At 71.6% G+C, this 23156-nt stretch carries 20 protein-coding genes; 14 read left to right on the top strand and 6 right to left on the bottom strand.

Translation table 11 applies throughout. The annotated features are described in order from the left end of the window. The first annotated feature begins 35 nt into the window (after positions 1-35). Genes ABCU91_RS11840 through ABCU91_RS11860 form a run of 5 tightly spaced genes read left to right on the top strand, consistent with a single transcriptional unit; the run spans position 36 to position 4636 of the window. Entirely contained in the window at positions 36-809 is a 774-nt protein-coding gene (locus ABCU91_RS11840; protein ID WP_413353821.1) for an alpha/beta fold hydrolase, read from the top strand. Next, entirely contained in the window at positions 806-1963 is a 1158-nt protein-coding gene (locus ABCU91_RS11845; RefSeq protein WP_413353822.1) for an acyl-CoA dehydrogenase family protein, read from the top strand. Before ABCU91_RS11840 ends, ABCU91_RS11845 begins: the two co-directional genes overlap by 4 nt. Positions 1964-2004: 41 nt before the next feature. Next, a complete protein-coding gene (locus ABCU91_RS11850; RefSeq protein ID WP_413353823.1) occupies positions 2005-3276 on the top strand; it encodes a DUF445 domain-containing protein in 1272 nt (423 codons plus the stop codon). A 2-nt stretch (positions 3277-3278) separates the two neighbouring features. Beyond that, on the top strand, positions 3279-4157 hold the full coding sequence (locus tag ABCU91_RS11855) for an agmatinase family protein (protein ID WP_413353824.1): 879 nt from the start codon (positions 3279-3281) through the stop codon (positions 4155-4157). After that, positions 4154-4636 (top strand): SixA phosphatase family protein, encoded by a 483-nt coding sequence (locus tag ABCU91_RS11860; RefSeq protein ID WP_413353825.1) that lies wholly within the window; start codon positions 4154-4156, stop codon positions 4634-4636. The genes ABCU91_RS11855 and ABCU91_RS11860 overlap by 4 nt, the downstream gene beginning before the upstream one ends. On the opposite strand, the gene hutI is transcribed toward ABCU91_RS11860, so the two are convergent. The 3 genes from hutI to hutH are packed head-to-tail and all read right to left on the bottom strand — an operon-like array spanning position 4623 to position 9158. Next, complete coding sequence (gene hutI / locus ABCU91_RS11865; RefSeq protein ID WP_413353826.1) at positions 4623-5855, bottom strand: imidazolonepropionase; 1233 nt, start codon at positions 5853-5855, stop codon at positions 4623-4625. The genes ABCU91_RS11860 and hutI overlap by 14 nt on opposite strands. 1 nt (position 5856) lies before the next feature. Next, positions 5857-7521: a urocanate hydratase gene (gene hutU, locus ABCU91_RS11870; protein ID WP_413353827.1), complete on the bottom strand. Its 1665-nt coding sequence runs from the start codon at positions 7519-7521 to the stop codon at positions 5857-5859. Then, entirely contained in the window at positions 7518-9158 is a 1641-nt protein-coding gene (gene hutH / locus ABCU91_RS11875) for a histidine ammonia-lyase (protein WP_413353828.1), read from the bottom strand. Before hutH ends, hutU begins: the two co-directional genes overlap by 4 nt. A gap of 52 nt (positions 9159-9210) precedes the next feature. Here hutH and ABCU91_RS11880 point away from each other — a divergent pair, with 52 nt between their 5' ends. Next, complete coding sequence (locus tag ABCU91_RS11880; protein WP_413353829.1) at positions 9211-10032, top strand: IclR family transcriptional regulator; 822 nt, start codon at positions 9211-9213, stop codon at positions 10030-10032. A 295-nt stretch (positions 10033-10327) separates the two neighbouring features. On the opposite strand, the gene ABCU91_RS11885 is transcribed toward ABCU91_RS11880, so the two are convergent. Next, positions 10328-11335, bottom strand: a complete 1008-nt coding sequence (locus ABCU91_RS11885) for a LacI family DNA-binding transcriptional regulator (RefSeq protein ID WP_413353830.1) — start codon at positions 11333-11335, stop codon at positions 10328-10330. A 137-nt stretch (positions 11336-11472) separates the two neighbouring features. Between ABCU91_RS11885 and ABCU91_RS11890 the strand changes: the two genes are divergently transcribed. The 7 genes from ABCU91_RS11890 to ABCU91_RS11920 are packed head-to-tail and all read left to right on the top strand — an operon-like array spanning position 11473 to position 20570. Further along, positions 11473-12741, top strand: a complete 1269-nt coding sequence (locus tag ABCU91_RS11890) for an extracellular solute-binding protein (RefSeq protein ID WP_413353831.1) — start codon at positions 11473-11475, stop codon at positions 12739-12741. A 1-nt stretch (position 12742) separates the two neighbouring features. Further along, entirely contained in the window at positions 12743-13864 is a 1122-nt protein-coding gene (locus ABCU91_RS11895) for a carbohydrate ABC transporter permease (protein ID WP_413353832.1), read from the top strand. Beyond that, a complete protein-coding gene (locus ABCU91_RS11900) occupies positions 13861-14775 on the top strand; it encodes a carbohydrate ABC transporter permease (protein WP_413353833.1) in 915 nt (304 codons plus the stop codon). Before ABCU91_RS11895 ends, ABCU91_RS11900 begins: the two co-directional genes overlap by 4 nt. Next, entirely contained in the window at positions 14772-16661 is a 1890-nt protein-coding gene (locus ABCU91_RS11905) for a glycogen debranching N-terminal domain-containing protein (protein ID WP_413353834.1), read from the top strand. The genes ABCU91_RS11900 and ABCU91_RS11905 overlap by 4 nt, the downstream gene beginning before the upstream one ends. Before the next feature lie 56 nt (positions 16662-16717). After that, the gene (gene nhaA / locus ABCU91_RS11910; protein ID WP_413353835.1) at positions 16718-18550 is read left to right on the top strand and encodes a Na+/H+ antiporter NhaA; all 1833 of its coding nucleotides are present in this window, start codon (positions 16718-16720) and stop codon (positions 18548-18550) included. A 10-nt stretch (positions 18551-18560) separates the two neighbouring features. After that, entirely contained in the window at positions 18561-20207 is a 1647-nt protein-coding gene (locus ABCU91_RS11915) for an FAD-dependent oxidoreductase (protein ID WP_413353836.1), read from the top strand. 18 nt (positions 20208-20225) lie between these two features. After that, positions 20226-20570 (top strand): UBP-type zinc finger domain-containing protein, encoded by a 345-nt coding sequence (locus ABCU91_RS11920; RefSeq protein ID WP_018188459.1) that lies wholly within the window; start codon positions 20226-20228, stop codon positions 20568-20570. Between the two features lie 113 nt (positions 20571-20683). On the opposite strand, the gene ABCU91_RS11925 is transcribed toward ABCU91_RS11920, so the two are convergent. Both ABCU91_RS11925 and ABCU91_RS11930 read right to left on the bottom strand, forming a co-directional pair. After that, the gene (locus tag ABCU91_RS11925) at positions 20684-21160 is read right to left on the bottom strand and encodes a YbaK/EbsC family protein (RefSeq protein WP_413353837.1); all 477 of its coding nucleotides are present in this window, start codon (positions 21158-21160) and stop codon (positions 20684-20686) included. 3 nt (positions 21161-21163) lie between these two features. Next, on the bottom strand, positions 21164-21967 hold the full coding sequence (locus tag ABCU91_RS11930) for a methyltransferase domain-containing protein (protein ID WP_413353838.1): 804 nt from the start codon (positions 21965-21967) through the stop codon (positions 21164-21166). A 109-nt stretch (positions 21968-22076) separates the two neighbouring features. Here ABCU91_RS11930 and ABCU91_RS11935 point away from each other — a divergent pair, with 109 nt between their 5' ends. After that, positions 22077-23150 carry a Glu/Leu/Phe/Val dehydrogenase dimerization domain-containing protein gene (locus ABCU91_RS11935; protein ID WP_413353839.1) on the top strand — a complete coding sequence of 358 codons (1074 nt, stop codon included), beginning with the start codon at positions 22077-22079 and terminating at the stop codon, positions 23148-23150. Positions 23151-23156 lie beyond the last annotated feature (6 nt).

Genomic DNA, 23156 nt, shown 5'->3' on the forward strand with positions numbered 1-23156 from the left:
GCTCGGGGGCCTGGGACCCGTCCTAGGCTGAGAGCATGCCCTCACCCATCACCCTCCCCCGCCTGAGCTGGGGAGATCCTCACAGCGACCGCCGGGCGCTCCTCGTCCACGGCGTCGGGTCGAGCGGAGCGCTCATGTGGCGCTACGCCGTCGCCCTCGCCGACGCCGGCTGGCGTGTCGACGCCGTCGACCTGCGCGGCCACGGCGCCGCTCCGCGGGGCCTGGACTACACGATCGACGCGTACGCGGTCGACCTCGTCCACACGCTGCCCGCCGGCGAGGCGACGTGGGACCTCGTCCTCGGCCACTCGCTCGGCGGCGCGGCGGCAACCGTCGCCGCATCGTCGACACCCGCCTGGACGCGCCATCTCGTCCTCGTCGATCCTGCGATCCACCTCGCGGACGCCGATCGCGACGCCGTCCGCGCCAGCCAGGAGCAGGCGTTCGCCGACACCTCGGTCGGCGCGGTCCGAGCCGCGCACCCCGAATGGCTCGAGCTCGACGTCGAGCTGAAGGCGATCGCCGCCCAGCAGGCGAGCCGCTTCGCCGTCGAGCAGACGGGACTGCAGAACACGCCGTGGGACGTGCGGGAGGCGGCATCCCGTCTCACCGTCCCCACCCATGTCATCGCGGGCGACCCGGCCGTCTACTCGATCTTCACGGGCGACCTCGCCGCCGAGGTGCTGCAGAATCCCCGGGTGTCGATGTCCGTCGTGCCGGGCACGGGGCATTCACCGCACCGCGACGCTCCGGATGCCGCGGCCCAGGCGCTCCTGGACGCGATCCGGACGTGGGGATTGCCGTCATGACGTTCGATGCTGCCGCGCACCTCCCGGACGATCTGCTGGAGCGCATCCGCTCCCGTGCGGCCGCCGTCGACGCCGAGAACCGGTTCCCCGACGAGGATCTCGGCGAGCTCCGCGACGCCGGCTACCTCGCGATCCTCGTGCCGACCGAGCTCGGCGGGGCGGGGCTGGGGCTCCGAGAGGCATCCGTCCTGCAGCAGCGCCTCGCAGGCGCCGCTCCCGCGACGGCCCTCGCGATCAACATGCACCTCGTGTGGACGGGCGTCGCAAAGGTGATGTCGGACCGCGGCGACGACGCGCTCCGCTTCGTGCAGGAAGGTGCCGCGGCGGGCGAGGTCTTCGCTTTCGGCATCAGCGAAGCGGGGAACGACCTCGTGCTGTTCGGCAGTGATACGGATGCCGTGCCCCGGCCGGACGGCTCGTACGCCTTCACGGGCACCAAGATCTTCACGTCGCTCGCGCCCGTGTGGACGCACCTGGGGCTCCACGGACTCGACGCGTCCGACCCCGAGGACCCACGACTCGTGTTCGCATTCGTTCCCCGAAGCGACGCCGTCGTCACCCGCGACGACTGGGACACCCTCGGCATGCGCGGAACGCAATCCCGGACGACCGAGCTGCACGGTGCCGTCGCCCCGGCGGACCGGATCGTCCGCCGCCTGCCGGTGGGTCCGAGCCCCGACCCGCTCGTCTTCGGGATCTTCAGCGCCTTCGAGATCCTGCTGGCCTCCGTGTACACGGGGATCGCCCGCCGCGCGCTCGACCTCGCCGTGGAGACCGCTCGCTCGCGCACGTCGAAGAAGACGGGCCGCACCTACAGCCAGGATCCCGACATCCGCTGGCGGGTAGCCGACATGGCGCTCGCGTACGACGCCCTCCCGGTGCAGGTCGAGACCCTCGCCGCCGACGTCGACGGGCTCGTCGACCACGGCGCGATGTGGTTCCCGAAGCTGTCCGCCATCAAGCACCGCGCCGCGACGACGGCGAAGCAGGTCGTCGACGAGGCGATGCTCGTCGCGGGCGGGTCGTCTTTCTTCACCCGCAACGAGCTGAGCAGGCTCTACCGCGACGTGCTCGCCGGGGTGTTCCACCCCTCCGACCCGGAGTCGGTGCACAGTGCGCTCGCGAACGCGTGGCTGGGGCCGGTCGAACCGTGAGTCGCCCGGGTCGCTGAGGGCCACCGTGGCAGGATGGCCGAATGGCCCGCATCCCGTACGACTCGCTGAGCACCGCTGACCAGCAGCGGTATCGCGGGCTCCGCACCATGAAAGCGGTCGCCCTCGGCGCCCTGCTGTTCATGGCGATCGTCTTCGTCATCGCGTTCATCCTCGAGAAGGACCTCTCGGGCTGGGGCTACGTGCGCGCGGCGGCCGAGGGCGGCATGGTCGGCGCCCTCGCGGACTGGTTCGCGGTGACGGCGCTCTTCCGGCACCCCCTCGGCATCCCGATCCCCCACACCGCGATCATCCCGCGCCGCAAGGACGAGATCGGACGCACGCTCGGCGAATTCGTCGAGACCAACTTCCTCGAGGGCGGCGTCGTCCGCCAGAAGCTCGAGTCCACCAATATCGCCCGCACCGCCGGCACGTGGCTGCAGGATCCCGCTCACGCGAAGACCGTCGCGGCCGAGGCCTCGACGATGGCCTCCGGCATCCTCACCGCCCTCAGCGACGACGAGGTGCAGGACCTCATCAGCGACCTCGCGCACGAACACCTGCTCTCGCCCTCGTGGGGTCCTTCGCTCGGCACCTGGCTGTCGCGGGTGGTGGATGCCGACGCCCACCGCGGCGCGGTCGACCTGGGCGTCGACAGCATCGCCCGCTGGCTCGACGCGAACCGCGAGGCGTTCGACGGACTCGTCTCACGACGCCTGCCGTCGTGGGTGCCGTCGGTCGCCATGCGCCTCGTCGACGACACCGTCTATCACGAGGCCACGAAGTTCGTCGCGGCCGTGCAGCGCGACCCGGAGCACCCGGCCCGGAAGGCGCTCGACCAGTATCTCGAGCGCCTCGCCGACAACCTGCAGTACGACCCCGAGACCATCGGCCGCCTCGAGGGCGCGAAGAGCGCGGTCTTCGACAGCCCGCGCGTCCGGGCGCTCGCCGCCGACGCCTGGAACACCGCGAAGGCGGGCCTCCTGCGCTCGCTTGCCGACGAAGAGAGCCCGCTCCGCCGCCGCGTCACCGCCGCCCTCGGCGATCTGGGCGACCGGCTCGCGACCGACACCGCGCTGCAGGAGCGCGTCGACAAGCGCATCGCCGACGCCGCCGTCTTCCTCGTCGACCGCTACCGTCACGACATCGCGTCGATCATCACCGACACGGTGGAGCGGTGGGACGCCGATGAGACGAGCCAGAAGATCGAGCTGCAGGTCGGCCGCGACCTGCAGTACATCCGCCTGAACGGCACGATCGTCGGCGCCCTCGCGGGACTCGCGATCTTCACCTTCGCCCACCTGCTGCTGCCCTGACCATGGCGCTGTCCGTCGATCCGCTCTGGCCCCGCGCCGGGGACTGGCCCGCACCCGAGGGGCGGGTGGACGCCGTCCTTCTCGGTCTCCCGGCTTTTCGGACGTCGCTCTCGCCCACCGGGGCGCACGCGACGCCGACCGCGGTCCGCGAGGCGCTGCGCCGGTTCAGCCCGACACTGCTCGGCCCTCCCCCGGTCGACCTGAACGACGCGCTCCGGATTGCGGATGCAGGCGATGTCGACGATCCCGATGGACCCGAGGGTGAGGATCGTGTGCGGCAGCGGGTGCGCGCGCTGCGCGCCGCCGCCGACCTCATCATCGCGCTCGGCGGCGACAACTCCGTGACCTACGCGACGGCGCAGGGCGCGGGCGTCACGGGCCTCATCACCCTCGACGCGCACTTCGACCTGCGCGACGGCGTCTCGAACGGCTCGCCCGTCCGCCGCCTCGTCGAGGACGGACTCGACCCCCGTCGGATCGTTCAGATCGGGATCGCCGACTTCGCCAACTCGGTGGCCTACGCACAGCGAGCCGCCGACCTCGGCATCACCGTCATCACCCTCGACGAGGTCCGCCGCCGCGGCGCCGAGGACGTCATGATCCAGGCTCTGGCCATCGCGGGGTCAGCCGGCGACGTGCACCTCGACATCGACGTGGACGTGTGCGACCGCTCAGTGGCGCCGGGATGCCCGGCATCCGTCCCCGGCGGACTCGAGGCGTGGGAGCTCCGCGCTCTCGTCCGTGCGGCGACCGGTGACCGGCGGGTCGTGAGTGCCGACATCGTCGAGGTCGACGCGACGGCCGATGCCGCGGACGGCCGCACCGTCAGACTCGCCGCGCTCTGCGTCCTGGAACTGCTCGCCGGAAGGGCTCTCGCATGATCACCCTCATCCTCGTCCGACATGCCAAGAGCGACTGGGGCACCGGTCAGGACGACCACGAACGCCCACTCAACGACCGCGGCAGGCGGGACGCGCCGCTCATGGCGCGTCGACTCGCGGCGACGGGCGTGCGGCCCGCGCGCATCCTGTCGTCGACCGCGGTCCGTGCGCGGACGACGGCGCAGGTCTTCGCCGATGCGCTCGGGCTCGAGGTCGAGACCGACGAGGGACTCTACGGTGCGCCCGGCGCTCGTCTGCTCGCGGCCGCTGCGACGAGCGGCGTGACCGACGTCGTGGTCGTCGCGCACGACCCGGGGATGACGGTGCTCGCCGAGCAGCTGTCGGGCGGCGGCATCGGCGCGATGCCGACGTGCGCGGTGGCCACGTTCACCTGGGACACCGACGACTGGGACGTCGCGACGTCCGTGCCGCCGGCTCGGTGGAGCGTCGACACCCCGCGGGACGTCAGCGCGGACTGAGCTCCTCGCCGCCGCGGTAGACGCGGCGCACGAGCGGCACGCCCGGCCGATAGGCGAGGTGGCGTCTGCTCGGGGCATCGAGCACCATCAGGTCGGCACGCGCCCCCGCGCCGAGGTGGCCGACGTCGGTGCGGCGCAGCGCCCTCGCTCCCCCGGCGGTCGCCGCCCACACGGCCTCACCGACCGTCATCCCCATCTCTCGCACGGCGAGCGCGATCATGAGCGGCATCGAGCTCGTGAAGCTCGAGCCCGGGTTGCAGTCGCTCGCGAGCGCCACGGTCACACCGGCGTCGATGAGTCGGCGCGCGTCGGGGTACGGCTGCCGCGTCGAGAACTCGACACCCGGCAGGAGGGTCGCGACGGTATCGGATCCCGCGAGCGCCGCGATGTCGGCATCCGTCAGGTGGGTGCAGTGGTCGACGGATGCCGCACCCAGCCGCACCGCCAGCTGCACGCCAGGCCCCTCGCCGAGCTGATTGCCGTGCACGCGGACGCCGAGCCCGGCATCCGCTCCCGCGCGGAGGATGCGCTCGCTCTCGGCCTCGGTGAACGCGCCGCGCTCGCAGAACACGTCGACCCAGCGCACGTACGGCCTGGCGGCGGCGAGCATGCCGTCGCACACGAGGTCGACGTACGCCGCACGGTCCGCCCCCTTGGGCACGACGTGCGCGCCGAGGTAGGTCACCTCGTCGGTGACCTCGGCCGCGAGTCGCGCGAGCCGCGACTCGCCGTCGACGGTGAGGTCGTAGCCCGTCTTCACCTCGAACGTCGTGGTCCCCTGCGCGTGCAGTTCGGCGACGAGCGCGGCGAGTCGAGCGCGCAGCTCGTCGTCCGTCGCCGCGCGTGTCGCCGCGACGGTGCGCCGGATGCCGCCCGCGGCATACGGCGCACCGGTCATCCGCGCCTCGAATTCATCCGCGCGGTCGCCGGCGAACACGAGGTGCGTGTGACTGTCGACGAAGCCCGGGATCACGGCGTGGCCGCCGAGGTCGACGCGCGCGACCTCAGCCTCTGACCGCGAGACTGCAGCGGCAGGCCGAGACGTCGGCAGCAGACCGCTGTCTCGGCGCGCGATTGCAGTCTCGGCGTCAGTGGCCGCACCCGACCACGCGACCCGGCCCCCGTCGACGAGGAGGGCGGCGTCGGCGATCGTCGCGGTGGGGGCCGCGGCATCCGCGTTCGTCGTCAGTTCGGCGATGCCGGTGAACAGCGTCGCCACGTCACGCGTCCAGCATGGGGACGGTGAGGCCGCGCTCGCGGGCGACCTCCTTCGCGCGGTCGTAGCCGGCGTCGACGTGGCGCATGACGCCCGTGCCCGGGTCGTTGACCAGGACCCGCGCGAGCTTCTCGGCGGCGAGCGGCGTGCCGTCGGCGACGGTGACCTGACCGGCGTGGATGGAACGCCCGATGCCGACGCCGCCGCCGTGGTGGATCGACACCCACGCAGCGCCCGACGCGGTGTTCAGCAGGGCGTTCAGCAGCGGCCAGTCGGCGATCGCGTCGGAACCGTCGGCCATCGCCTCGGTCTCGCGGTAGGGGCTCGCGACGGAGCCGGCGTCGAGATGGTCGCGACCGATGACGATCGGACCCGACAGCTCTCCCGACGCGACCATCTCGTTGAACCTCAACCCCGCGAGGTGGCGCTCCTGGTATCCGAGCCAGCAGATGCGTGCGGGAAGTCCCTCGAAGTGCACCTTCTCGGCGGCCTTCTCAAGCCATCGGTGCAGCGCGGCGTCCTCGGGGAAGAGCTCGGCGACGGCGCGGTCGGTCTTCGCGATGTCCTCGGGATCGCCCGACAACGCCACCCAGCGGAACGGGCCCTTGCCCTCTGCGAACAACGGCCGGATGTACGCAGGCACGAACCCGGGGAAGGCGAACGCGCGGTCGTAGCCGCCGAGCTCGGCCTCGCGGCGGATCGAGTTGCCGTAGTCGAAGACCGCGGCCCCGGCATCCTGGAATCCGACCATCGCCTCGACGTGCCGCGCCATCGACGCCCGCGAGCGCAGCGTGAAGCCCTCGGGGTCGGCGGATGCCGCGCCCTTCCAGTCCTCGAACGCGACGCCCGAGGGGAGGTAGGCGAGCGGGTCGTGCGCGCTCGTCTGGTCGGTCACGATGTCGATCGGGATGCCGCGGGCCAAAAGCTCCGGGAAGACGTCGGCCGCGTTCCCCACGACGCCGATGGACCGCGCCTCGCCGGCGTCCTTGGCGGCCACGGCGCGCTCGATCGCGGCGTCGAGGTCGGCGGTGTGCTCGTCGAGGTAGCCGTGCTCGACGCGGCGGCGCAGGCGGGACTCGTCGACGTCGACGACGAGCACCGCTCCCCCGTTCATCGTGACGGCGAGCGGCTGCGCGCCACCCATGCCGCCCGCGCCACCGGTGAGCGTGAGCGTGCCGGCGAGCGAGTCGCGGCCGAGCGAGCGCGCAACGGCGGCGAACGTCTCGTACGTGCCTTGCAGGATGCCCTGCGTGCCGATGTAGATCCAGGAACCCGCGGTCATCTGCCCGTACATCGTCAGGCCGAGGTGTTCGAGCCGCCGGAACTCGGGCCACGTCGCCCAGTCGCCGACGAGGTTCGAGTTCGCGATGAGCACGCGCGGCGCCCACTCGTGCGTGCGGAAGACGCCGACCGGCTTGCCGGACTGCACGAGCAGCGTCTCGTCGGGCTCGAGCTCGTCGAGGGTGCGGACGATCGCGTCGAACGCCTCCCACGAGCGGGCCGCCTTTCCCGTGCCGCCGTAGACGACGAGGTCCTCGGGGTGCTCGGCGACCTCGGGGTCGAGGTTGTTCATCAGCATCCGCTTCGCCGCCTCGGCGCCCCAGCTCTTCGCTGTCCGGGTGTTGCCTCGGTCGGCGCGGACGCTGCGGGTCGTGGTCGTGTCGGTCATGCCGGTGCTCCTTCGGACGGCGGGGCGCTCGAGCGGACATCTGCGCTCGAGCGGACGGATACGGGGCTATTCGTCCTCGCGGCGGCGGATGTCCGCTCGACGGCGGGTCCGAACGCGGCGCGGGCGACCTCGCCCGAGACGACGAGCTGAGTCGCGGCCTCGATGTCCGGGGCGACGAAGCGGTCGGGCCCGGGCCCCTCGACGACCGTGCGGACGAGGTCGCGGACGGCCCCGGTGACCGGCGCAGGCTGCAGCGGGGCGCGCAGGTCGAGGGCGCGGCATCCCGTCACCACCTCGATCGAGAGCACGCGGGCCAGGCCGTCGATCGCGCGGCGGAGCTTGCGGGCGGCGGCCCACCCCATCGAGACGTGGTCCTCCTGCATCGCCGACGACGGGATCGAGTCGACGGATGCCGGCACCGCGAGACGCTTGAGCTCCGAGACGATCCCCGCCGCGGCGTACTGCGCGATCATGAGGCCGCTGTCGACGCCGACCTCGTCGGCGAGGAACGGGGGCAGCCCGTTGCTGCGCGTGCGGTCGAGCGCCCGGTCGGTGCGGCGCTCCGAGATCGAGGCGACGTCGGCGACGGCGATCGCGAGGAAGTCGAGGACGTAGGCCACCGGCGCTCCGTGGAAGTTGCCGTTCGACTCGACGCGACCGTCGGGGGTCACGACCGGGTTGTCGACGGCAGACGCGAGCTCGCGCTCCGCGACCATGCGCGCGTGGTCGAGGGTGTCGCGGGCGGCGCCGTGCACCTGCGGCGAGCAGCGGAGCGAATACGCATCCTGCACGCGGGTGCAGACGGCCGGATCGCGGTGGCTCGCGACGATCGGCGAGTCGGCGAGCGCGCGGCGCAGGTTCGCGGCCGACACGGCCTGCCCCGACTGCGGGCGGAGTGCCATGAGGTCCGCGGCGAAGACCGCGTCGGTGCCGAGCTGACTCTCGATTGACAGCGCGGCGGCGAGGTCGGCGGTCGCGAGCAGGGTGTCGAGGTCGGCGAGGGCCAGCGACAGCATCCCGAGCATGCCGTCTGTCCCGTTGATGAGGGCGAGCCCCTCCTTCTCCTCGAGGACGAGGGGACGGATGCCGGCGGCCGCCATAGCGTCGGCGGCGTCGACCTTCGTGCCGTCCGCCGTGCGGACCGGCCCCTCGCCCAGCGCGGCGAGCGCGATGTGCGAGAGCGGGGCGAGATCGCCGGAGCAGCCGAGCGAGCCGTACTCGTGCACGATCGGGGTGATCCCGGCGTTGAGCATCGCGGCGTACGTCTCGACGACCACGGGACGCACGCCGGTGCGGCCGGTCGCGAGGGTCTGCAGGCGCAGCAGGTGCAGCGCGCGGACCACCTCGCGCTCGACCTCGGGTCCGGTTCCGGCGGCGTGCGAGCGGATGAGGCTCGCCTGCAGCTGACGGCGCCGGTCGGGCGCGATGAAGGTCGTCGCGAGCGCGCCGAAGCCGGTCGAGATCCCGTAGTGCGGCTGGGGATCGTCGGCGAGCCGCTCGATGAGCGCGCGGGTCTCGGTGGTGCGTGCGAGCGCCGCGTCCGAGACGACGACGTGCGCATCGTGGCGGGCGACGGCGACGACCTCGGCGGGGGTGAGCGGGGCGTCCCCGAGGGTGACGGCGGTGAGGACGGGCATGCGTCGATTCCAGCGTGCGGCGACGGTCCGCGGGGGGCGGCCGTGGCATCCTGTGTCTGTGATCCCAGACAATCCGCAGGCGCCGATCCCAGACAAGCCGCAGGCGCCGGCCCCCGACAGGCCCAAGGTCCCCGCGGCGGATCAGACGCTCCGTATCCTGAGCTTCCTCGCGCACCAGCGCGGGCCCGTCGCGGCGCAGACGATCGCGACCCACCTCGAGCTGCCTCGATCGACGGTGTACCACCTGCTCGCGGCGATGGCGGCGCACGGGTTCGTCGTGCACCTCGACGGCGACCGCCGCTGGGGACTCGGTACCGCCGCGTTCGAGCTCGCCGGCGGGTACGCGCGGCAGGAGCCGCTCGCACGGCTGGGACGCCCCATCGTCGCGCAGCTCGCCGACCGCGCCGGCGAGAGCGCGCACCTCGCCGTCATGACCGGGCGCGACGTCCTGTACATCGTCGAGGAACGAGCCCCGCGACGCCCCGCCCTCATCACCGACGTCGGCGTGCGGCTGCCTGCGCACCTGACGGCGACCGGCCGCGCGATGCTCGCCGCGCTCCCCCGTGAGCAGGTCCGGGCATTGTTCCCCAATGCGGCATCCCTCTCCGTCCAGCGCACGGGCCGCGGGCCGGCTCGACCCGGCGAGCTGCGGGAACTCCTCCGGCAGGCCCGCGCCGACGGTCATGCGACCGAGGACGGCGAGGTGACGCTGGGCTTCCGCTCCGTCGGCGTCGCCGTCCGCGACCACGCCGACTGGCCCGCCGCCGCGATCGCCGTCACCTGGCCGGAGGACGCCGACGTCGACTCCGACCGCCTCGCCGCGCTCGCGAAGGACGCGGCGGCCGAACTCTCCCGCCGCATCGGCCGGCGATGACCCCCTGGAAGCGGCACCAACCGCGGGAATTCCGTTGTTCGCGGCGCGAAGAGGCCGGTTCCCGTCCGCAACGACCGAGAACTCAGCGGTCGTTGCCCGGAGCCCCGGGCGGCCGGGCGTGGGTCCACTCCTCGCAACCCGGGTCCCTGGCTGCGGCACCGGCCCGATACCCGGCGGCCTAACGGCGGAGATCCTCGGCGACGCGCCGAAGGCGACGCCGACGCCCACGGCGTGTCGCCCGGATGTCCGCAGCACGCGCAGCGGCGGAGCCGACGCGCCGGCCGCCGCGCCTTCCTCAGCGCACGACGAGGCGCGGCTGCACGAGCACGTGCCCCTCGCCCTCGCCCGCCGCACGTCTCTCGATGCGAGTCCCGCCCGCCATCAGCAGGTCGAGGGCTCCGGCGGCGACGAGTTCGGGCAGCTGTTCGACGCTCGCGAGCCCCAGCGCCTCGGCCGCGGGAGTGTTGTCGAAGCCGACGATCGCGAGGTCCGCGCGCTGCGCCGCGACCGCCGCCAGATGGGCTCCGACGGCGAGGGTGTCGCTCGCGCACACGATGGCGTCGACGTCGGTCGTCGCGAGGAGCTCCACCACCCGCTCGCGCGCGTCAGCGACACGCTCCTCGGACGACAGGCGCAGGTCCGGGCGGGCACCGGCATCCGTCATCGCGTCGCGCCACCCGCGCTCACGGTCATCGCCCGTGGGCGATCCCGCGGGCCAGCCGAGGAACGCGACGCGCGGGCCGACGGTCAGCGCGTGCTCGGTGGCGGCCCGCGTGCCCGATGCGCCGTCGACGTCGACCCACAGGTGCGCGGACTCGTCAGGCGAGGCGGCATCCCACGGCCTGCCGAACGACACGAAGGGCACGCCGCGCTCGGTGAGCCAGGCGATCCGGCGATCACCGTAACGGGTGCCGGTGACGACGACGGCTTCGACATCGCCGGCGTGGACGAGGTCGGACATCCGCCGGATCTCCTCGTCCTGATCGGATGCCGCGTACACGAGCACGCGCAATCCTCGGTCGCCGGCGCTCTCGGTCAGGGCGTGGACGAACCGGTCGAGCACGACGCCCGAGATCCCGCCGGCATACGGATCGAGGTGGATGCCGATGGTCGCACTCCGCTGCGTGCGCAGCCGCCGGGCGGAGGCATGCGGCGAGTAGCCGAGACGGGTGATGGCTTCCTGCACCCGCTCGCGTGTCGCGGTCTTCACGATGGCGGGCGAGTTGAGGACGTTGCTGACGGTCTGACGCGACACACCGGCCGCCGTGGCGACGTCCTCGATCGTTATCGACTTTTCACTCATCGACGCATCCCGCCCCCTTGACAGTGATGGGACCACCCTCTTACGTTGGTCAGCATTCCACAATTTGATCGTTCAAAGTCGACCGAGATCAGCACGGTCGGAACGATCGCAGCACCGGGATCGAAGGAGATACGGACATGCGACACAGCAGACGACTCATGGCGCTCGGCGGCGTCGGCCTCGCGGCCACACTCGCCCTCGCGGGATGCGGCGGCTCGGGCTTCGACGACGGCCCCGCCGCTTCAGGCGGGGCTGACGGGGCCGACGGCGGCGGGCTCACGTCATCCGACGACGCCCTCACGATCATGATCGGCTCGTCCGGCGACGCCGAGACGGCCGCGGTCAAGGAGGCCGTCGCCGCGTGGTCGAAGGACTCCGGCGTCGACGCCGAGGTCGTCGCCGCCACGGACCTCACCCAGCAGCTCTCGCAGGGCTTCGCCGGCGGCAACCCGCCGGACCTGTTCTACCTCGCGACCGAACTGCTCGCCGGCTACGCCGACAACGGCTCGGTGATCGCCTACGGCGACCAGCTCGAGAACAAAGACGACTTCTACCCGTCGCTCGTCACGAACTTCACCTACGACGACAAGTTCTACTGCGCGCCGAAGGACTTCTCGACGCTGCAGCTCATCATCAACAAGAACCTGTGGGATGAGGCGGGCCTCACGGATGCCGACATCCCGACCGACTGGGACTCGCTGGCCGCAGCCGCGAAGAAGCTGACCTCGGGCAACACCACGGGTCTCGTCTTCAGCGGCGAGTACCAGCGGGTGGGTGCTTTCATGGCGGAGGCCGGCGGCCGACTGGTCTCGGAGGACGGCGCCACGGCCGTCGCCGACAGTCAGGAGAACACCGACGCCCTCGCCTACGTCAAGGAGCACCTCGCCGACGGCACGTTCGCCTACGCCGCCGACGTGGGCGCCGGCTGGGGCGGTGAGGCGTTCGGCAAGCAGCTGGGCGCCATGACGATCGAGGGCAACTGGATCACCGGCGCGCTCGGCGACTACCCCGACGTCGACCCGCTCGTCGTCGAGCTGCCCACCGGTCCCGCCGGCAAGGGCACCCTGCAGTTCACGAACTGCTGGGGCATGGCCGCCGACAGCCCGAACCAGGAGGCCGCTCTCAGCCTCGTCGAGTACCTGACGACCGCCGAGCAGCAGCTCGCGTTCTCGAAGGCGTTCGGCCCGATGCCGTCGGTGCAGTCCGCCGCCGACCAGTGGACCACCGACAACCCCGACCTCGCCGCGTTCCTCGCCGGCGCGGACTACGCCCAGGGCGTGCCGACCAACGACGGCGTGTCCGATGTCTTCACCGACTTCAACGCGCAGCTGGCGACTCTGAAGGACGGCGACCCCGCCACGATCCTGCAGAGCGTCCAGTCCAACCTCGAGGCGATCGTCGGCTGACATGGCCTCGCCCGTCACCACGGAACGGGCACCCGAGAAGACCCCTCGCCGCGACCACCGCTCACACGGTCTGCGTCGCGGCGAGGGTGTCGCCGGGTGGTTGTTCGTCTCCCCCGTCGTCGTGATCCTCGGGGTGTTCCTGTTCCTCCCCGTCCTCATGGCGCTCTGGGTGAGCGTCTCGGACTGGGGCGGCCGGGGCAGCCCGCTCTCGCCGAACGTCAACTTCGTGGGGCTCGACAACTACAGCGAGCTGACCTCGGGCCAAGGGCTGCGCAGTCGCGACTTCGGCACCGCGCTGCGCAACAACGCCTGGTACGTCTTCCTCGTCGTGCCGCTGCAGACCGCACTGTCGCTGTTCCTCGCGGTTCTCGTGAGCCGCCGGATGATGAGGGCGCGCGGCTTCTTCCGCACCGCCTTCTACTTCCCGTCCGTGACGAGCTCGGTCGCCATCACGGTGCTGTGGATCTTCCTCTTCAGCGCCGCAGGCCCCGTCAACGCCCTCATCGCGGCCGTCACCGGCGGCAAGGGACCGAACTGGTTCAACGACCCCCGCGGCATCGTGCACCTGTTGTTCGGCGCCTTCGGAGTGGATGCCGCGCCCGCCGCGATCTCGCAGCCCGGCTTCCTGGGTCTCTCGGGCTGGGACTGGATCGCCGGCCCTTCGGTCGCGATGAGCGCCTTCATCCTCATGGCGGTGTTCACCACGAGCGGCACGTTCATGCTGCTGTTCATCGCGGCCCTGCAGAACGTCGGCTACGAGCTGACGGAGGCGGGGATGATGGACGGTGCGAGCGCGTGGCAGCGCTTCTGGCGCATCACGCTCCCCCAGCTGCGCCCGACGCTCTTCACCGTCATCACGCTCGGGCTCATCGGCTGCTGGCAGGTCTTCGACCAGATCTACACCGGCACCAAGGGCCAGCCGGGCAAGACGACGATCACTCCGGCGTACCTCTCGTACACGTCGGCGTTCAGCAATCAGGACTGGGGCATCGGCGCCGCGATCGCCTTCATCCTGTTCCTCATCATCATCGCGTTCACGCTCTTCCAGCGGTGGCTCCTGCGCGAGCGGCCCGTCTCGAAGCGCCGCATCCGCGCCTACACGCCGAAGGGGGCACGGTCGTGACCGACAGCAGAACCCTCGCTCGGACGAAGACGCTCACCGACGAGCCGATCGACCGCACGCCGCGGCGGCGGGGCCGGCTCACCCCGGCATCCCGTGTCGGACAGATCGCGCTGTACGGGACCCTCGCCCTGCTCGCCCTCGTCTACATCTATCCGTTCCTCGTGCAGGTGGCGACCTCGTTCAAGAGCGAGCAGGAGGCGGCATCCAACCCCATCTCGCTGATCCCGCAGACCTTCACGACGGCCGCGTACGAGCGGCTGTTCCTCAACAGCGACTTCCCGCTCTGGTTCGCCAACTCGGCGGTGGTCACGATCCTCGTGACCCTCGGACGCGTGTTCTTCGTCTCCCTCGCCGGCTACGCCCTCGCGCGGCTGCGCTTCCGGGGGCGCGGTCTGATCTTCGCGCTCGTGGTCGGGGTCATGGCGGTGCCCTCGGTCGTGCTGTTGATCCCCCGGTTCCTCGTGCTGAACCAGCTCGGGATGTACGACTCGTACGCCGGCATGGTCCTGCCGCTCCTCGTCGACGCGGCAGGCGTGTTCATCATGAAGAACTTCTTCGAGTCGATCCCGCCGTCGGTCGAGGAGCAGGCGCGCATCGACGGCGCCGGGACCTTCCGGGTCTACTGGTCCGTCGTTCTGCCGATGGCGCGGCCGGCGCTGATCACGATCGTGATCCTCTCGTTCCAGGGATCATGGAACGAGCTGACCCACTTCATCGTGTCGGTGCAGTCGCCCGAGCTCTTCCCGCTGACCCGAGGGGTGGCGAGCCTGTCGTCGGGGCAGCTGAGTCAGGGCACGCAGTATCCGCTGAAGCTCGCCGCCGCCGCGCTCATGACGATCCCCGTCGCGGTGGTCTTCTTCATCTTCCAGAAGCGCATCATGAACACCTCCGAAGGAGCAGTCAAGGGATGACCGCAGGCCTCCAGCCCTTCCTGTCCGACGCCGTCGTCGTCCTCCGCGCGCCCACCCAGGTGTGGTCCCGCGCGGACGGCGAGATCGGTGCCGGGTCGATCGACGGCGTCTTCCACGGCGACACGCGCTTCATCCGCGCGACCCGCGTCCGCTACGGGACGGATGCCGCGACCCACGCGCCGGAATGGATCTCCCGCTCGGCGGACTCGGCATCCGATGCGCGGTTCGAGGCGCTCCTGCGGCGACTCGACGACCGCACGCCGGACCCGAAGATCCGGCTGACCCGACGCCGCGTCGTCGCCGACGGACGGATGACCGAGGAGTTCACCCTCGTCTCGCATCTGGCGGAACCGGTCGAGCTCGCGATCGAGGTCACCGTGACCCCCGACGCGACGCCGATGCAGCTGGTCAAATCCGGCACGGGCGTTGGGGCCCCGATCGAGCGGACCTCCGCGGGCGACGCCGTCGAGCTGACGGCGGGCGAATCGTCGATGCGGCTGCAGGCGCCCGGCGCCGAGGTGACCGAGGACGGCGACGACCTCGCCCTGACCTGGCGCGTGACCTGCCCGCCCCGCTCGTCCGTCACGGTGTCGTGGCGCGTCGACCTCGACGACCCGTCGCTTGTGGTCCGGGGGACGACGCGGCAGGTCGACTGGGCGCTCGAGCCGGTCGAGGGGATCGACCCGCGGCTGTTCCGCTGGCTCCGTCAGGCCCTCGACGACCTCGACGCCCTGCGGCTGACGTTGCCGGGCAATCCCGACGAGTTCTTCGCCGCCGGCGCTCCGTGGTTCTTCACCCTGTTCGGGCGGGATTCGCTGTGGGCGGCGAGACTGTTCCTCTCCGTCGATCCGGGGATGGCGGCATCCACTCTGCGGGTCCTCGGGCGACTGCAGGGCTCCACCGCCGACCCGGCGACCGCCGAGCAGCCGGGCAAGATCGCCCACGAGCTGCGCGCCGGCACCCTCACGATGCCCGGCGAGGGCATCTCGCTGCCGCCCCTGTACTACGGCACCGTCGACGCGACCCCGCTGTGGATCACCCTCCTCGCCGAAGCGCACGAGGGTGGGATGCCGGAGACCGAGGTCCGCGACCTCCTCCCCACGATGCATGATGCGCTCGACTGGGTGATCGCGTCCGCGAACGCCGACGGCTTCCTGGACTACGTCGACGAGACCGGCCACGGCCTGTCGAATCAGGGCTGGAAGGACTCGGGCGACTCGATCCAGTGGCGCGACGGGTCGCTCGCGAACGGCCCCATCGCGCTCTCGGAGGTGCAGGGCTACGCCTATGAGGCGGCGGTCCGGGCCGCCGATCTGCTGGACTCGCTCGAAGAGGACGGCGCCGAGCGTCTGCGGTCGTGGGCGGCCGAGCTCCGCACACGCTTCCGCGAGCGCTTCTGGGTCGAGACCCCGGAGGGTCGCTACCCGGCGATCGCCCTCGACCGCGACGGCCGGGCGGTGGACACCCTGACCTCGAACGCAGGTCACCTGCTGGGCACGGGCATCCTCGACCTCGACGAGGAGCGCACGGTCGCCGATCTGCTCATCGGTCCGTCGATGTCGTCGGGCTTCGGCCTGCGCACGATGTCGACGGATGCCGGGGGGTACTGGCCGCTCAGCTATCACGGCGGCAGCGTCTGGGCCCACGACACGGCCATCGTCGCGCGAGGCATGGCGCGCGCGGGCCTCGCGGACCAGGCTCGCGAGCTCGTCGACGGAATGCTGGCGGCCGCCGAGGCGTTCGCGTATCGCATGCCGGAGCTCCATGCCGGTGACGCCGCAAGCGACGTCACCGTGCCCGCTCCCTACCCCGCGGCCTGCCGACCGCAGGCCTGGTCGGCGGCCGCGGCCGTCGTCTGCCACGAGATCCTCACGGCTCCCCGCTGACAGAAACCCGGCAGGGGTGGAGACTGGCATCCGACTCGACCCCCACCGGAGGATGCATGCCGCGCAAACTCGCTTCGATCGCGGACCACGTGGGCAGGATGGGCCGCACCCGGATGGGGGCGCTGCTCCTGCTGATCGCCACCGCCGCCGCCATCGTATGGGCGAACATCTCATCCGAGACCTACAACGGGTTCTGGGACACCCACCTGATGATCGGGCTCGGCGACATCCAGCTCGACTTCACGCTGCACGCACTCGTCAACGACGCGCTGATGGCGATCTTCTTCTTCACCGTCGGTCTCGAGGTGAGGCGGGAGTTCGCGATCGGCGAGCTCACCAGCTGGTCGCGCGCCGTCGTCCCGGTCGTGGCGGCCGTCGCGGGGCTCGCCCTCCCCGCCCTGCTGTTCGTCCTCATCGCGGGTCCGAGCGGGAACGCGGATGCCTGGGGCGTCGTCATCTCCACCGACACGGCTTTCCTCGTGGGCGCCCTGGCGCTCATCGGTCCGCGCGGTTCGGGACGCCTGCGGGTGTTCCTCCTCGCTCTCGCCGTCGTCGACGACATCGGAGCGCTCAGCATCATCGCGCTCGTCTACACCGAGACGTTCACGCCGATGCCGCTCCTCATCGCAGCGGTCGGGCTCGTGGGCATCTACCTCGTCCGCTACGTGCGCGCCGGGCGCGGTCCGATCTACGCGACCCTCGCCGTCGTGGTCTGGCTCGCGTTCCTCGCCTCGGGCGTCCATCCCACCCTCGCCGGCGTCGCCATCGCCCTGCTCGTGCCGGTGTACCGGCCCGACCGCCGTGACGTCGAGCACGCCCTCGAACTCGCCCGCACCTTCCGGCAGTCGCCGAGCACCGAGTACGCCCGCGCCGCGGCGAACAGCCTGCGGGAGTCGATCTCGATCAACGAGCGGCTCCAGACCGCGTACGCGCCGTACGTCGCCTACGTGATCCTGCCGCTGTTCGCACTCGCGAACGCCGGTGTCTCGCTCAGCCCCGACATCCTCGCGGCCGCCGTGACCTCCCCGCTCACCTGGGGCGTCGTCGTCGGTCTGGTCGCCGGCAAGCTCGTCGGGATCTGGGGGTCGACCGCCGTCCTCAAAGCCTTGAAGATCGGCGACTTCGGCCCGGGGCTCTCGCTCGACCGGATCGGTGGCGGTGCGGCCCTCGCCGGCATCGGCTTCACGATCTCGCTCTTCATCATCGACCTCGCGATCGAGGACCCCGACGCGCAGAACCAGGCGCGTGTGGGGGTGCTCGCGGCATCCGTCATCGCTCTCGGCCTCGGGACCATCCTGTTCCGCATCGCGGACGCGCGGAGCCCCGAGGAGGAGGTCGGCCAGACGCTCGTGCGCCCCGTCGACCCGCGGCGCGACCACATCTTCGGGTCCGCCGACGCGCCGTACGAGATCGTCGAGTACGGCGACTTCCAGTGCGGGTTCTGCCTCAAGGCGTCGGGGTCGATCCAGGAGGTCATGGACGAACTGGGACCGAACCTTCGCTACGTGTGGCGCCACGCTCCCCTCACGGTGCAGCACCCCAACGCCCTCGCCGGGGCGGAGGCCTCGGAGGCGGCGGCGAAGCAGGGCAAGTTCTTCGAGTTCGAGCGGGGCCTGTTCGCCGACCAGGACAACCAGCTCCCGTCCGACATCGTGCGCCTCGCCGCACGTCTCGGGCTCGACGTGCCGAGGTTCGAGCGCGATCTCACCGCGCCCGACGTGGCGAGTCGCGTCCGCGACGACATGTTCGACGCCGAGGCGATGAACATCCACTCCGTGCCGACGTTCTTCGTCAACGGCCGCCGTCACACCGGCCCGTACGACGCGCAGTCGCTCATCCGGGCGTTGCAGTCGGAATCCGACGCACCGGTCTCGCCCGCGGGTCGGTAGGTTGGGCGCCATGGCGCAAGAGAACGCTCCCATGACGATGGACGCGATGATGTCGCCCGACCTCTCCGACGTCCACTGGCAGCGGCTGGTCGCGGCCGCCGTCCCCGAGGATGTCGAGGTCGGCGACTACGTCTTCCGCACCGGCGAAGCGGGCTACGACCTCATCGTCGTCGAGTCGGGCGAGATCGAGATCGTCCGCGATGCGCTCCGCTGGATCGGCGAGGCGGTCATCACGACGGTCGGCCCCGGCCGGTTCGCCGGAGAGCTCGGCATCCTGAACGGCCAGAGCGCGTTCCTGTCGGCCCGGGTGACGAAAGCGGGCCGCGTGCACCGTCTCTCGCGGGCAGCGCTCCGCGAGATCATGAGCGAGGACGACGAGCTCTGCGACCTCATCCTGCACGCGCTGTGGGCGCGGCGCGAGTCGCTGCGGACGGGACCGGCCGCCATGACGCTCAAGTTCGTCGGCACGACGACCTCGAACGACTTCCTGTCGCTCCGACGCTTCGCCGAGCGGCTCGACCTCGTCCACAAGGCCGTCGCCCTCGCGCCGAGCGACCTCGACACGCTCGACGCGCACGAAGTCACCGCCGAGGACCTTCCCGTCGCCTATGTCCAGGGCGAGCCGATCCCCCGTGCCACCCCGGGACTCGTCGCGGAGCGCCTCGGCCTCAGCTACCGGTCGGAGTCCGATGAGATCGTCGACCTCGTCGTCGTCGGTGGCGGCCCCGCCGGCCTCGCGGCAGCCATCTACGGCGCATCCGAGGGGTTGAGCACCGTGCTGCTCGACGCCGTCGCGCCGGGTGGGCAGGCGGCATCCACCTCCCGCATCGAGAACTTCCTCGGGTTCCCCTTCGGCGTGAGCGGCGGCGACCTCATCGGTCAGGCCGTCCTGCAGGCGCTGAAGTTCGGGGTCCGCGTCTACGCGCCCTGCGAGGCGGTCGCCCTCACGCAGGTCGGCGCGGACCTGCTCGACGTCACCCTCTCCGACGACCGCGTCATCCGCGCGCGCAGCGCGATCGTCACCTCCGGCGCGGCCTACCGGCGCCTCGCCCTGGACCGGTGGGAGGACTTCGAACGCTCGGGCGTCTACTACGCCGCGACGCCGCTCGAGCTCCGCCAGGTGCAGAGCAAGCCTGTCGTCGTCGTCGGCGGGGCGAACTCCGCCGGGCAGGCGGCGCTCTACCTCGCCGCCCACGGCTCCCCCGTGCACCTCGTCATCCGCGGCACGGACCTCCGCACCCGGATGTCCAGCTATCTGGCCGACCGACTCGCCGACGATCCGCGGGTGCAGGTGCACACGGCATCCCAGGTCACCGCCCTCGACGGGAACGGGACCCTCGAATCCGTCACGATCGACTCGGCCGGGGTCGTCGACGCGCGCGGGCTGTTCTGCTTCATCGGCGCGGATCCCGCGACCTCGTGGCTGCCGGCCATCGATCGCGACACGGACGGGTTCATCCGCACCGGCGCCGACGTGGCCGTGCAGTCCATCGCGCAGTGGCGGGACCTCGGGCGGGAGCCGTTCCCGTTCGAGACGTCCGCCCCGCGCGTGTTCGCCGCGGGCGACGTCCGCCGCGGATCGATGAAGCGCGTCGCCGCCGCCGTCGGCGAAGGATCGAGCGCCGTCGCCTCGGTGCACCGCGCCCTGGCCTACTGACCCCATCGGGAGGATGAGATGAGCTCCGACATCGACACCAACGTCGCCCCCTCGGGCGCGGGCTGCGCCGAATGCGATCAGCAGGACGGGTTCTGGGTGCACCTGCGCCGCTGCGCGGCGTGTGGACACGTCGGATGCTGCGACACATCACCCGGGCAGCACGCGACGGCGCACTTCCGCGAGACCGGACACCGTCTCGTGCAGAGCTTCGAGCCCGGCGAGGACTGGTTCTGGGACTACGTCGACGAGACCATGTTCACCGGACCCGAACTCGCCGAACCCACCAGCCACCCCGCCGATCAGCCCGCTCCCGGCCCGCGCGGCCGGGTTCCCCTGAACTGGCGCGAGCTGATCCACACCTGAGCGCGCGCTAACTCCTCAGATCCGCACTCGAAGTGGCCGCCAGACGGCCATTACGACTCGCGCCGCGACGCAGATGAGGAGTTAGCGCGAGCTCATCCACACCTGAGCGCGCGTCAGACGACCGAGACGACCCGCCCGCCGGTGAGCCGCACGAGCTCGTCGAACGTCATGGGGAAGACGGTGTGCGGCGTGCCACCGGCCGCCCAGATCTCGGGGTAGCCGGCGAGGTCCTCGTCGACGAGGGTCTCGAGAGGCGCCGGGTGGCCGGTGGGGGCGACCCCGCCGATGGCCTGGCCCGTCGCGTCGCGCACCTGCTCGGGGGTCGCGCGGCTGATCTTTTCTCGCCCGATCCGAGCGGCGAGCGCCGCGGTGTCGACGCGGTGGGCGCCGCTGGTCATGACGAGCAGCGGCTGCCCGTCGCACTGGAACACCAGGCTGTTCGCGATCGCACCGACCTCGACCCCGAGGGCCTCCGCCGCGAGCACCGCGGTCGACGCCGCGTCGGGCAGCACGACGATCTCTCCCGGGATGCCGGCTGCGCGCAGCGCGTCGTGGACGAGGCGGCTGCGTGCGCCGAGGTTCTCCGTCACCGCTCAGCCCCGCGCGAGGATCTCGCCGTGCGGCATCAGGAGCCACCCGTCCGGAGCCGCGGCCCACTCGCGCCATCCGGCCGCGATGCGCTCGAGGTCAGCCTGGCCTGCGAGACCCTGCTCCACGGCGTGCTCGGCGTACGAGGAGTGAAGGGCGCGATCGGCCCACGACCCGCCCCACCACGCGCGCTGCTCGTCGGTCTCGAACAGCCAGGTCGACGCGCTCACAGTGACGTCGGTGAAACCGGCCTGGCGGGCCCACGCCTTGAGGCGCCGGCCGGCAGCCGGCTCGCCGCCATTGTTACGGCCGATGCGCAGCAGCAGGTCGAGCCACTCGTCGAGCGCGGGGATGTGCGGGTGGATGATGATGCCCGCGTAGTCCACGTCGCGCGCGGCGACGAGGCCGTCGGGGGCCGCGAGTCGGCGGAACTCGCGCAGGGCGTCGACGGGCCGGCCGAGGTGCTGCAGCAGCTGGTGCGTGTGGACGATGTCGAAGGAGCCGTCCGGGGCGTCGACGGCGTAGGCGTCCCCGGTCTGGAAGGCGACGTTCGTGACGCCTTCCGCGGCGGCGTGGGCCTGTGCCTGCGCGACGACGTCGGCCGAGGCGTCGAGGCCCACGACGCGACCCGGATCCAGCCGGCGCGCGAGGTCGACCGTGATGGTGCCCGGGCCAGATCCGACGTCGAGGAGGGACGCCCCGGGGCGGAGGTGCGGCAGCAGATACCCGACCGAGTTCTCCGCCGTCCGCCAGGTGTGCGCCCGCAGGACGCTTTCATGGTGGCCGTGGGAATAGCGTTCGGTCTGCATGGGCCACAGCCTAGGCGGGGGGCGATATGCGAGGCAGAATGATGACGGATGCCGCAGATCGGCGGCATCCGCACCGCAGTGCCCACAAGGCCCGTCGACAAGGATCGCGATGACGCATTCTCTGTCCCTGCCCGATTTCACCCACGAGCGCGTGGAGGTGATCACGGGTCGGCGAAGCGGCCTCGTCGTCACCGTCGCCCTGCACTCGTCAACGCTCGGCCCCGCCCTCGGCGGCGCGCGCCTATGGCGCTACCCGCACTGGTCCGACGCGATGGGCGACGCGCTTCGCCTGTCGGCGGCGATGACGCTGAAGAACGCGACCGCAGGATTGGATGCCGGGGGCGGCAAGTCCGTCATCGCCCTGAGCGAGGCGGACACCCTCGACGCCGATCGGCGCCGAGCCGCGTTCCTCGACCTCGGCGACGCGGTCGAGTCCTTCGGCGGCCAGTACCGGACCGCGGAGGACGTGGGATCGACGACCGAGGACATGCTCGTCGTCAGCGAGCGGACGGCGCACGTCGTGGGTCTGCCAGATTCGGTGGGCGGGTCGGGCGAGCCCGCCGGTCCCACGAGCCGTGGTGTCTACGCGGCACTCCGGGCGACACTCGAGCGCATCGCGGGCTCACCGGAGGTCGCCGGTCGCCGCATCACGATCTCGGGACTCGGTCAGGTCGGCAGCCGGCTCGCCGTCCGGCTGTCGGGTGAGGGTGCGATCCTCACGGTGACCGACGTGAACCCCGCGAAGATGTCGCTCGCTGCAGAGCTCGGTGCGACGTGGGTCGAGCCCGGTGCCGAGCACCTGGTGCCCGCCGACGTGTTCGTCCCGGCAGGTATCGGTGGCGTGCTCACCGACGAGGTCATCGACGTGCTCGCCGCGACCGCGGTCTGCGGCCCCGCGAACAACCCGCTCGCCGAACGCTCCGGAGCAGCTCGCCTGGCGGACCGGGGCATCCTGTACGCCCCCGACTTCGTCGCGAACGCGGGCGGTGTCATCTACCTCGACGTCGAGGCGCGCACCCCCGGCCACCGCGAGGAGATCGCGACGCGCATCGACGGCATCGGCGACACGCTGCGACGTCTCTTCGACGATGCGGCCGCCCGCGGTGTCACGCCGCTCGACGCGGCCGAGGCCTACGCGGCCGAGCGCCTGTCGACCGGAACCCGCGTTCCGGCGAGCGTCTGACCGTCC

Source organism: Microbacterium phoenicis (assembly GCF_047302325.1).
Taxonomy (GTDB): domain Bacteria; phylum Actinomycetota; class Actinomycetes; order Actinomycetales; family Microbacteriaceae; genus Microbacterium.

Bases quoted from the DNA above. Each gene is read 5' to 3' on its own strand.
- hutU (WP_413353827.1), bottom strand. From the start codon at position 7,521: ATGACCGACACGACCACGACCCGCAGCGTCCGCGCCGACCGAGGCAAC.
- ABCU91_RS11895 (WP_413353832.1), top strand. From the start codon at position 12,743: ATGGCCTCGCCCGTCACCACGGAACGGGCACCCGAGAAGACCCCTCGC.
- ABCU91_RS11930 (WP_413353838.1), bottom strand. From the start codon at position 21,967: ATGCAGACCGAACGCTATTCCCACGGCCACCATGAAAGCGTCCTGCGG.
- ABCU91_RS11855 (WP_413353824.1), top strand. From the start codon at position 3,279: ATGGCGCTGTCCGTCGATCCGCTCTGGCCCCGCGCCGGGGACTGGCCC.
- ABCU91_RS11845 (WP_413353822.1), top strand. From the start codon at position 806: ATGACGTTCGATGCTGCCGCGCACCTCCCGGACGATCTGCTGGAGCGC.
- ABCU91_RS11860 (WP_413353825.1), top strand. From the start codon at position 4,154: ATGATCACCCTCATCCTCGTCCGACATGCCAAGAGCGACTGGGGCACC.
- ABCU91_RS11915 (WP_413353836.1), top strand. From the start codon at position 18,561: ATGGCGCAAGAGAACGCTCCCATGACGATGGACGCGATGATGTCGCCC.
- ABCU91_RS11905 (WP_413353834.1), top strand. From the start codon at position 14,772: ATGACCGCAGGCCTCCAGCCCTTCCTGTCCGACGCCGTCGTCGTCCTC.
- ABCU91_RS11890 (WP_413353831.1), top strand. From the start codon at position 11,473: ATGCGACACAGCAGACGACTCATGGCGCTCGGCGGCGTCGGCCTCGCG.
- ABCU91_RS11840 (WP_413353821.1), top strand. From the start codon at position 36: ATGCCCTCACCCATCACCCTCCCCCGCCTGAGCTGGGGAGATCCTCAC.
- ABCU91_RS11885 (WP_413353830.1), bottom strand. From the start codon at position 11,335: ATGAGTGAAAAGTCGATAACGATCGAGGACGTCGCCACGGCGGCCGGT.
- hutH (WP_413353828.1), bottom strand. From the start codon at position 9,158: ATGCCCGTCCTCACCGCCGTCACCCTCGGGGACGCCCCGCTCACCCCC.
- ABCU91_RS11920 (WP_018188459.1), top strand. From the start codon at position 20,226: ATGAGCTCCGACATCGACACCAACGTCGCCCCCTCGGGCGCGGGCTGC.
- ABCU91_RS11935 (WP_413353839.1), top strand. From the start codon at position 22,077: ATGACGCATTCTCTGTCCCTGCCCGATTTCACCCACGAGCGCGTGGAG.
- ABCU91_RS11850 (WP_413353823.1), top strand. From the start codon at position 2,005: ATGGCCCGCATCCCGTACGACTCGCTGAGCACCGCTGACCAGCAGCGG.
- nhaA (WP_413353835.1), top strand. From the start codon at position 16,718: ATGCCGCGCAAACTCGCTTCGATCGCGGACCACGTGGGCAGGATGGGC.